Consider the following 8,203-nt stretch of genomic DNA (forward strand, 5'->3'; position numbering starts at 1 on the left):
GTCCGGTAAACTTTTTCAGGCCATCCTTAAAGATTTCACCAAATCTTAAGAAATAGCACTTTAAGCGCTTTATTTCACGCCCAAGAGCCTCAGCTGCCCGAAATTGAAAGCACACCCACGTCCAGCGTCGGAGCGCCAAAGGCACTGTTTCCGCCAACAGACTCAAATTTCAGATCGTCCGCTGCCGCACGGATCCCCTTAAGCAGTTCAAAAAAATTGCCCGCTGCCGTAATCTGCGTCACCGGCGCGCCAATGCGGCCGCCCTCTATTCTAAAGCCCCTCGCCGAGAGGGAAAAGTCACCCGAGATGGCGTTCAGACCCGCATGAAGTCCGTCAAACGCCGTAATCAGAAGGCCGTCGCCAATGTCGTTCAAGAGACCGTCGGCAGAGACCTGTCCTGGCTCGATATAAAAATTGGTGGGGGCAATCCCCACACTGGACTTGTAAGAACCCCGAAAGCCGTTCCCAGTAGGTGGCACGCCGGATTTCGCAGCGGTGCGCAGATTGTGGAAATAGGTCGTCAGAACGCCCTGATCCACCACGCGCTTGAGCTGTGTCGGCACACCCTCGCTGTCAAAAGGTGCGCTGGCCGGACCATCCTTCAAATGGGGATTTTCAATAATCGACAGGCAGTTCGACGCAATTTGTTCGCCCAGCTTGCCTTTCAGCGCTGACAGCCCCTTTTCCACCGCCTCGGCAGAAAAAATCGACACCATAGCTTCAAAAAGGCTGACTGCTGCGTCATAACGCAGCGCCGTCCTGTACTCGCCGCTCTCCACAGACGCCGCGCCCAGCATGGCCACAGAAGCTTCTGCTGCCTCCACCGCCACTGACCTGAGCAGATCCCGGTCAAAATGCCGCATGAGCGCAAACTTGTGCTCATTGCGGGTCTCCTCGCCCTGCCGGACAATAGGTGCAAAGACTGAATAAGCCAGGTCGCTCTCATGTTCAAGATCAAGTCCCAGCGTGTTCCGGATCGCCACCCGCCCGCGGCCTTCGCTGTAAAGATTGTAGCTGACCTTGCTGATCAGCGGAAACTGAGCCATGATCTCCGCTTCGAGCTCAATCAAAGCCTGGGTTTTTTCGGCCGGCTCTACGTCAAAAAAGGTCGAGGCGGTCTTTTCGACTACCGGGTAGGACGTGTTGGCCGATGGTCGGTAGAGTACCGGCTCAAGCTCACTCTCATTCAAGGCGGCGTTATCTCTGCAGCTCTTCAGAAGCGTCTCCAGATCCGCCTCTGTCTCTAGAATTTCCGTAAAGGCGTAGCCCATCTTTCCGCCGTGAATCCCCCGAACGGAAACCCCTACAGAACTGGCCAGGTTGAAGGTATCGATCTCACCCTCAAAAACTTTTACACTAAAGTGGCTCCCGCTCTCGCTGTAAACCTCAAGGGCTTCAAAGCCGTAATCCGAGGCTCGGCGCAGCGCTTCCTCCATCCAGAATGTCTTCATTTGCTTTCGCCTCCATTTCTGCCGCCCACAGTAATTTCGCTGACACGGATGGCCGGCTGGCCGACAATGGCCGGAATGGAACCGCTGGACGAACCGCACATACCATAGCCGTAAGCGAGATTGTCGCCCACTCGGTCAATTTTTTTGAGGATCTCGCTGCCCGTGCCAATCAGCGTAGCGCCTTTGACCGGCTCAGCCAGCTTTCCACCTCGGATCATATAAGCTTCATTGACTGAAAAATTGAATTCGCCAGTCGCGGGATTAACAGAGCCGCCGCCCATACTGCTGGCATAGAGTCCGTAATCCGTCTCGGAGATCATGGTCTCAAGCTTTGAGGTTCCGGTTGCTATAAAAGTATTGCTCATCCGGCTCGTCGCCGCGAATTTGTAGGATTGTCTCCTGCCAGCGCCGTTTGACGGCAGCCCAAGTTTCTTGCCGTTAAAGCGGTCCACCAGATAGGATTTCAAAATTCCATTTTCAATTAAGACGGTTCTCTGAGTCGGGGTTCCCTCGTCATCTACATGACCGCTGCCCCATCCATTCACAAGTGTCCCGTCGTCAATTGCAGTAACCAGCTCTGAAGCGATCTGCTCTCCCATTTTTCCGTTATAAACCGAAGTGCCTTTGGCAATAAACGCCGCTTCCAGGCCATGACCACAGGCTTCATGGAAAATGACGCCGCCAAAGCCGTTGTCGATAATGACAGGCAGCCGTCCGCTTGGCGCATGCTTGGCTTTCGCCATGGTCACTGCAATTTGAGCCGCCTTCAGGGCCAGTTCGTCCGGATTCACATCCTTGTAAAGCTCAAAGCCGGAAAGCCCTCCCAGATTGTGGCCGCCGGACTGCATTTCGCCCTCATGCTCTGCGACACAGTTCACCGACGTTCTGGTACGAACCCGGCGGTCCTGGGTCAGCAAGCCCTCAGAGTTGGCAATTTGAACGCTTTGGTCTTCATCCATATAGGTGACGACCGTTTGCCGAATCATGGGATCATAGGCTGCCGCCCTTGACGAGAGGTCTCTGATCCACTGGAGTTTGACTTTAGCGTCAACCGTTCCGGGCAACGCCCTGAAATGATGACGGGGCTCATACGCCCTCTGACTCAGTTTTACCGCAGCTATAGGGTTATTTTGTCCGGCCATGGCAGACAGACTCTTTGCAAACTGAATCAAGGCGGCTTCCTCTGTGTCTGAGGTATAGGCGTAAAAGCTGTTGATGCCTTTGACAATCCTCAGTCCGAGGCCGTACTCACGTCCCCCCAGGGCATTTTCAAGCTTGCCGCCAATCATTTCAAAATGGGTTCTGTTTTTATCTTCCACAAAAATTTCCACGAACTCTCCACCTCTTGACAAAGCGGCTTCGAGTATACGTTCGAGCAGAGTTTGCTGCAGCACTTTGAATCCTCCTTAAGACTTATGGTTATCTATTTTTTCACATTTATTTATTACAATTTAATCCCATTTACTTCTATGGTATAATTGTAACACAAAAAACCAACCTGCGAGGAGGGTGAATCCACTTGAGCAACGAGGTAAATAACAGCAGTGATTTCACCTGCAAGACTTTCACCATTCGGGAGCGGGTCGATCAGTTGAATAATCAGGCTGAATTCATTGAACGGACGACGCCTGCTGAGACGTTGAGATTATCCCAAAAAGCACTCCAAATGGCCGCTTCTATTCATTATCCCAGCGGTGTCGCTAAAAGCCTTTATCTGATTGGCAGAGGCCATCTGCGGCTCGGAAGTCTGTCCGATTCTGAAGAATTTCTGAAAAAGGCCTACGATCAGGTGAAGATTCTGAACGAAGCCAGTCTGGAAGCAGATATTTTAAATGCCCTGGGGATCGTGAACCTCTACTTTAAGGTCTATGATCTAAGTTTCAAATACTTTCAGCGCGCCCTCACTCTGTGTAAAAAAATAGAGGACCCCTCCATTGAAGCTCGGGTTCTAAACAACATCGGAGAGATTTACAGGGAGTTGAAGGACTACTCAAAAGCCTTGGAATATTATCAGCTCAGTCAGTCCGTTCACCTCGAAGTCAGCAGCCCCATCAACAAATCTGTGGCAGTTTCCAATCTCGCAGGTCTTTATCTTGAAATGGAGGACTACGATAACGCCACCCTGTACATTGACAATGCAATCCAACTTGCCAAAGACGAAGAGAATCTCATGATCGAGTCTGCCTGTTACCATTACGCAGGTATAGTCGCCAGAAAAAAAGGCAATTACGAGGAATCTCTGACTTTCTTGAAAAACGCCTTGAAATTGAATCAATCCACTATGGAGATGATTCACGAAGCTGAGGTCTTAATCGATTTACATAGAACGTTGTTTGAAAAAGGCGAGCGAAGCCGGTCGCTGAAGGTGCTCTTTGACGCCCAGAAAATAGCTCAGAATCTCAAATCTGAAACGCTGCTCCTCCAGGTTTACAATGAAATGATTCCCGCCTGTGAGGCCCTCGGCAATCTGGAAGACGCCCTGGCCTATTCCAAAAAGCGCCATGACTGCATCCAGGCAATCGAAAAAATCGAGTTGGAACAACGACTGCGCGGCCTCAATATCCAGTTGGAGGCGGATACCTCCTACCAGGAGAAGGAGGCTTACCGCAAGCTCAGCCAAGAACTCGAACAGAAGGCCAAAGAACTGGAAGATCGTTCCAACGAACTTCAGGACGCCTATCACACCCTGAAGGTCATTAGCGAGATTGGAAAACAGATCACTGCAGTCCTGAGTCTGGAAAATATTTTCACCATCATACATCAGCATATTACCGACCTTATGGTCGCAGATCTCTTTGGCATTGGTCTCTATAACAGTGAAACGGACGCCCTCCACTATGACTACCTCATCGAAGACGGCATCAGACTGCACAATGTCCAAATCCCAATAACCAGAGATAACAGCTTTGCCGTCTGGTGCTACAGGAACCGCAAAGAAATCATGGTCAATTCCGCCGCCGGCATCCTACCGGATTCCGTGAGTAAGTTTTCCTCCAGCTTTGGCTCTCTGATGCCCGCCATTATGTTTCATCCCTTGATTGTCGAGGACCAGATCATTGGGATTATCACAGTCCAAAGCCGAACCTGCAACGTGTATACCAGACAAACGCTGGAAACCCTCAGCACCTTGTCTGCTTACCTTTCCGTCGCTATACAGAACGCTCAGAAGTCGGAGCGTTTACACCTTGAAATTCAGAATCGAGAGGCGGCGCAGCAAGAGCTTTCAAAGCTCAATCAAGAATTGTCCGCACTGTCGGAAATGGATGGCTTGACCGGGATCGCCAACCGCCGCCGCTTTGATGAGTTCTACCTGCAGGAGTGGGGCCGTGCTAAACGAGCCAAGGAACCGCTGACGCTGCTTATGATTGATATCGACTACTTCAAGCAATACAATGATACCTATGGTCATATCACCGGTGATGAGATGATTATTCGCATCGCATCCCTGATCAGCCAAAATGTGAAGCGCACCAGCGATCTGGTCGCCCGGTACGGGGGAGACGAGTTTATTGTCTTACTCAGCAACACAGACGAACCAGGCGCCCTCAAAGTCGCCAGCAGCATCCGCAGCACGCTGTCCAGTGCCGGTATCCTTCACGAACGTTCTCCCCTTGGCGGGGTAGCGACACTGAGCATTGGCATGTCAACCTGCATTCCCGGCGCTTCCATGTCACTTGCCGAGCATATACAGTCAGTGGATGCCGCCCTTTATGAAGCCAAGCAAGCCGGACGCAACCGGATCGTGGCTTGCAGCATGACTGAAAAGCGCTTTACAGAATACGCGTCTTAGAAAAAGGTTTCTGGACGGTCACAGCGAGATGCCCGCCTCTCACAAACCTCCTATGACCACGTAATTTTTTCCAATAAAATTTAATGTTATTCGAGCCCGATTTGCGGTTGACGCTGATCGGGCTTTCTAATATACTTACACATTATTAAATGTTTTTTCAGTTCGATCAATGACGCACCCGTAAGGGTGAAAGCCAAATTGTTTTTGATAGCCTGAGAGTGGTGGGTCATCCGACAACGGGGGACCTCTCACTCTTTTTTTGTTGGAACTCAACATTTCAGGTGATGTTTCGCACTCAACATAATTAAAGGGAGGCTTATTCAAATGACAACCAAGTACATCTTCGTCACAGGCGGAGTGGTCTCATCCATCGGCAAAGGGATCACTGCGGCGTCGCTGGGAAGACTGCTGAAGTCCAGGGGTATAAGCGTCGCGATTCAAAAGTTCGACCCCTACCTCAACATGGACCCCGGCACCATGAGCCCCTATCAGCACGGTGAGGTCTTTGTCACGGAGGATGGCGCCGAGACCGACCTGGATCTGGGGCACTATGAGCGCTTTATCGATCTCAATCTGACCAGAAACTCCAATGTGACGACCGGCAGGATTTATTGGTCTGTCATTTCCAAGGAGCGCCGGGGTGAATATTTGGGGGCGACCGTTCAGGTCATTCCCCACATTACAAACGAGATCAAATCCTGGGCCTACCGGATTGCTCAGGACGCCGCACCGGAGGTGGTCATTACGGAAATCGGCGGCACCGTGGGCGACATTGAGAGCCTCCCTTTCCTTGAAGCCATTCGCCAAATTCGATATGACCTCGGCCGTGAAAATGTGATGTATATTCATGTGACCCTGGTCCCCTATCTGGAAAAGTCCGGCGAGCTGAAGACGAAGCCCACCCAGCATAGCGTCAAGGAGCTGAGGGAGATCGGTATACAGCCGGACATGATCGTTTGCCGGACGAGCGTTCCACTGTCAAGTGAGATCAAAGAGAAGATCGCCCTGTTCTGCAACGTAGGCTCAAAGGACGTCATACAGAATCTCGACGCTGAGACCCTGTACGAGGTGCCGCTGAAGCTGGAAGAAGAAGGGCTGGCAGAAAAGGTCTGCCGGCGTCTGTCCCTGTCCTGCTCCGAACCGGATTTGTCGGAGTGGAGAGCTATGGTCGACGCGGAGAAGACCGCCAGTCAGCATCTGCGCATCGCCCTGGTCGGAAAGTACGTCGAGCTCCACGACGCCTATCTTTCCGTGGCGGAAGCGCTCAAGCATACCGGTATAGCCAACCGGACCAAGGTCGAGATCGACTGGATCCACTCAGAGCTGGTGGATGCTGAGAACGTCAGGGAAAAGCTGGCTGATGCCGATGGTCTCCTTATACCAGGCGGCTTCGGCGACCGGGGGATAGAAGGAAAAATCACAGCGATCCGCTATGCGAGGGAAAACAAAATCCCATTTTTTGGCATTTGCCTCGGGATGCAGCTCGCAGTTATAGAATTCAGCCGCAACGTTCTTGGACTCAAGGACGCCAACTCCTCGGAACTGAATCCATTGACGCGGCACCCTGTCATAGATCTGATGCCAGATCAGTGTGGCATCACAGACAAGGGCGGCACCATGAGACTTGGACGTTATCCCTGTGTTGTTAAAGAAGGCACCAAAGCCTTTGATGCCTATGGCAGCACATTGATTCACGAACGCCACCGACATCGATATGAGGTCAATAACGACTATCGGCCGCAGTTGGAATCCCGCGGCATGGTCTTCAGTGGCTTGTCCCCGGATGACCGGCTCGTCGAGATGATCGAGCTGCCTGACCACCCTTGGTTTGTCGCTGGCCAGTTTCATCCCGAGTTCGTCTCAAGGCCGACCAGACCTCAGCCGCTGTTCAGGGATTTTATCAAAGCCGCCAAAGGATTCCTGCTTAAAAAGGGTTAGGCAGCGGATTAAAAAAGCATTAAGTTTGCCGGATAGCCATTGCAGAATATATATTTTCATCAGATACTTAGAGTATAAATACCAAGGTAAAGGAAGGGATCCACAGTGAAAAAACTGGCACCCATTGTCATTACAGCTATACTCATTGGCTATCTCGCCTTCTATCTTTGGATTCCGTTCAATTTAACAGTCGGACCGGAGCCATGGTTCGGCAAGATCATAGCTGCCGCTGTTGGTGCCGGTGCCGTCGGCATGATGACCGCCGCAGTCTACACCCTCATCATTCGTCTCAAAGAAATTGACAAAGAGGAGAAGGATAAAGATGATCTTAGTAAATACTGATTTTATTACAGGAAAAGAATTGGAAACCCTCTCTATCGTCAAAGGGTCCACTATCATGTCAAAGCATCTTGGCAAAGACATTATGAGCGGTCTGAAAACGCTGGTCGGCGGCGAACTGACAGAATACAACGACATGATGAATGAAGCCCGGGCACTGGCCACCAAACGCATGGTCGAAGAAGCGGCAGAGATGAGAGCAGATGCCGTCATCAATATCCGCTACGCGTCCAGCGCCGTAATGCAGGGTGCGGCAGAAGTTATTGCCTACGGAACAGCTGTAAGATTCAAATAAGAATCAGGACTCACATATTACATAAACAAAAAGGAAGAAGGCCGCCGCCTTCTTCCTTTTTGTTTTAATTTAGGCTTGCTGAACAGATCAAAATAAATTTATGACAGCTAAGTACTTGATTCGCATTTCAAGATTTGGATAGAAATCCATTCCTCTGGAGTATGTACTAATAGTTTTGAACTTGGGGCGCAGGTATTTAACTCTCAGTCTCTAAAAAATTCATCTCTTCTTTATCCCTCAAATTGCAGATCAGAGCTCCACTACATCCTTCGTGAGTGACCCCCACCAGGCCTTCCGGCCTGGTGGATTTTTCTGTCCGCAGGACAGAAAAAAGCAGGGCGCGCATGCGCTTCTACTTGCACCCTCATTATAGCTACAATCCCTCGGATG

At 50.9% G+C, this 8,203-nt stretch carries 6 protein-coding genes; 4 read left to right on the forward strand and 2 right to left on the reverse strand.

Annotation, left to right across the window (positions count from 1 at the left end):
• Window positions 1-89: 89 nt before the first annotated feature.
• A complete protein-coding gene (locus OEL90_RS13440; RefSeq protein ID WP_300689364.1) occupies window positions 90-1,451 on the reverse strand; it encodes a TldD/PmbA family protein in 1,362 nt (453 codons plus the stop codon).
• Window positions 1,448-2,845, reverse strand: a complete 1,398-nt coding sequence (locus tag OEL90_RS13445; protein WP_300689366.1) for a TldD/PmbA family protein — start codon at window positions 2,843-2,845, stop codon at window positions 1,448-1,450. Before OEL90_RS13445 ends, OEL90_RS13440 begins: the two co-directional genes overlap by 4 nt.
• 125 nt (window positions 2,846-2,970) lie before the next feature.
• Between OEL90_RS13445 and OEL90_RS13450 the strand changes: the two genes are divergently transcribed.
• The 4 genes from OEL90_RS13450 to OEL90_RS13465 all read left to right on the forward strand — a co-directional run bounded on the left by OEL90_RS13450 (window position 2,971) and on the right by OEL90_RS13465 (window position 7,813).
• Window positions 2,971-5,241 (forward strand): diguanylate cyclase, encoded by a 2,271-nt coding sequence (locus OEL90_RS13450; protein ID WP_300689368.1) that lies wholly within the window; start codon window positions 2,971-2,973, stop codon window positions 5,239-5,241.
• Between the two features lie 324 nt (window positions 5,242-5,565).
• Window positions 5,566-7,179 carry a CTP synthase gene (locus OEL90_RS13455; RefSeq protein WP_300689371.1) on the forward strand — a complete coding sequence of 538 codons (1,614 nt, stop codon included), beginning with the start codon at window positions 5,566-5,568 and terminating at the stop codon, window positions 7,177-7,179.
• Between the two features lie 105 nt (window positions 7,180-7,284).
• Window positions 7,285-7,521 carry a hypothetical protein gene (locus OEL90_RS13460; protein ID WP_291399792.1) on the forward strand — a complete coding sequence of 79 codons (237 nt, stop codon included), beginning with the start codon at window positions 7,285-7,287 and terminating at the stop codon, window positions 7,519-7,521.
• Window positions 7,502-7,813: a YbjQ family protein gene (locus OEL90_RS13465; RefSeq protein ID WP_291399790.1), complete on the forward strand. Its 312-nt coding sequence runs from the start codon at window positions 7,502-7,504 to the stop codon at window positions 7,811-7,813. The genes OEL90_RS13460 and OEL90_RS13465 overlap by 20 nt, the downstream gene beginning before the upstream one ends.
• Window positions 7,814-8,203 lie beyond the last annotated feature (390 nt).

This window comes from Acidaminobacter sp. (assembly GCF_030247605.1).
Taxonomy (GTDB): domain Bacteria; phylum Bacillota; class Clostridia; order Peptostreptococcales; family Acidaminobacteraceae; genus Acidaminobacter.

Coding starts and splice junctions, on each gene's coding strand:
- OEL90_RS13440 (WP_300689364.1), bottom strand. CDS start 1,451: ATGAAGACATTCTGGATGGAGGAAGCGCTGCGCCGAGCCTCGGATTAC.
- OEL90_RS13455 (WP_300689371.1), top strand. CDS start 5,566: ATGACAACCAAGTACATCTTCGTCACAGGCGGAGTGGTCTCATCCATC.
- OEL90_RS13465 (WP_291399790.1), top strand. CDS start 7,502: ATGATCTTAGTAAATACTGATTTTATTACAGGAAAAGAATTGGAAACC.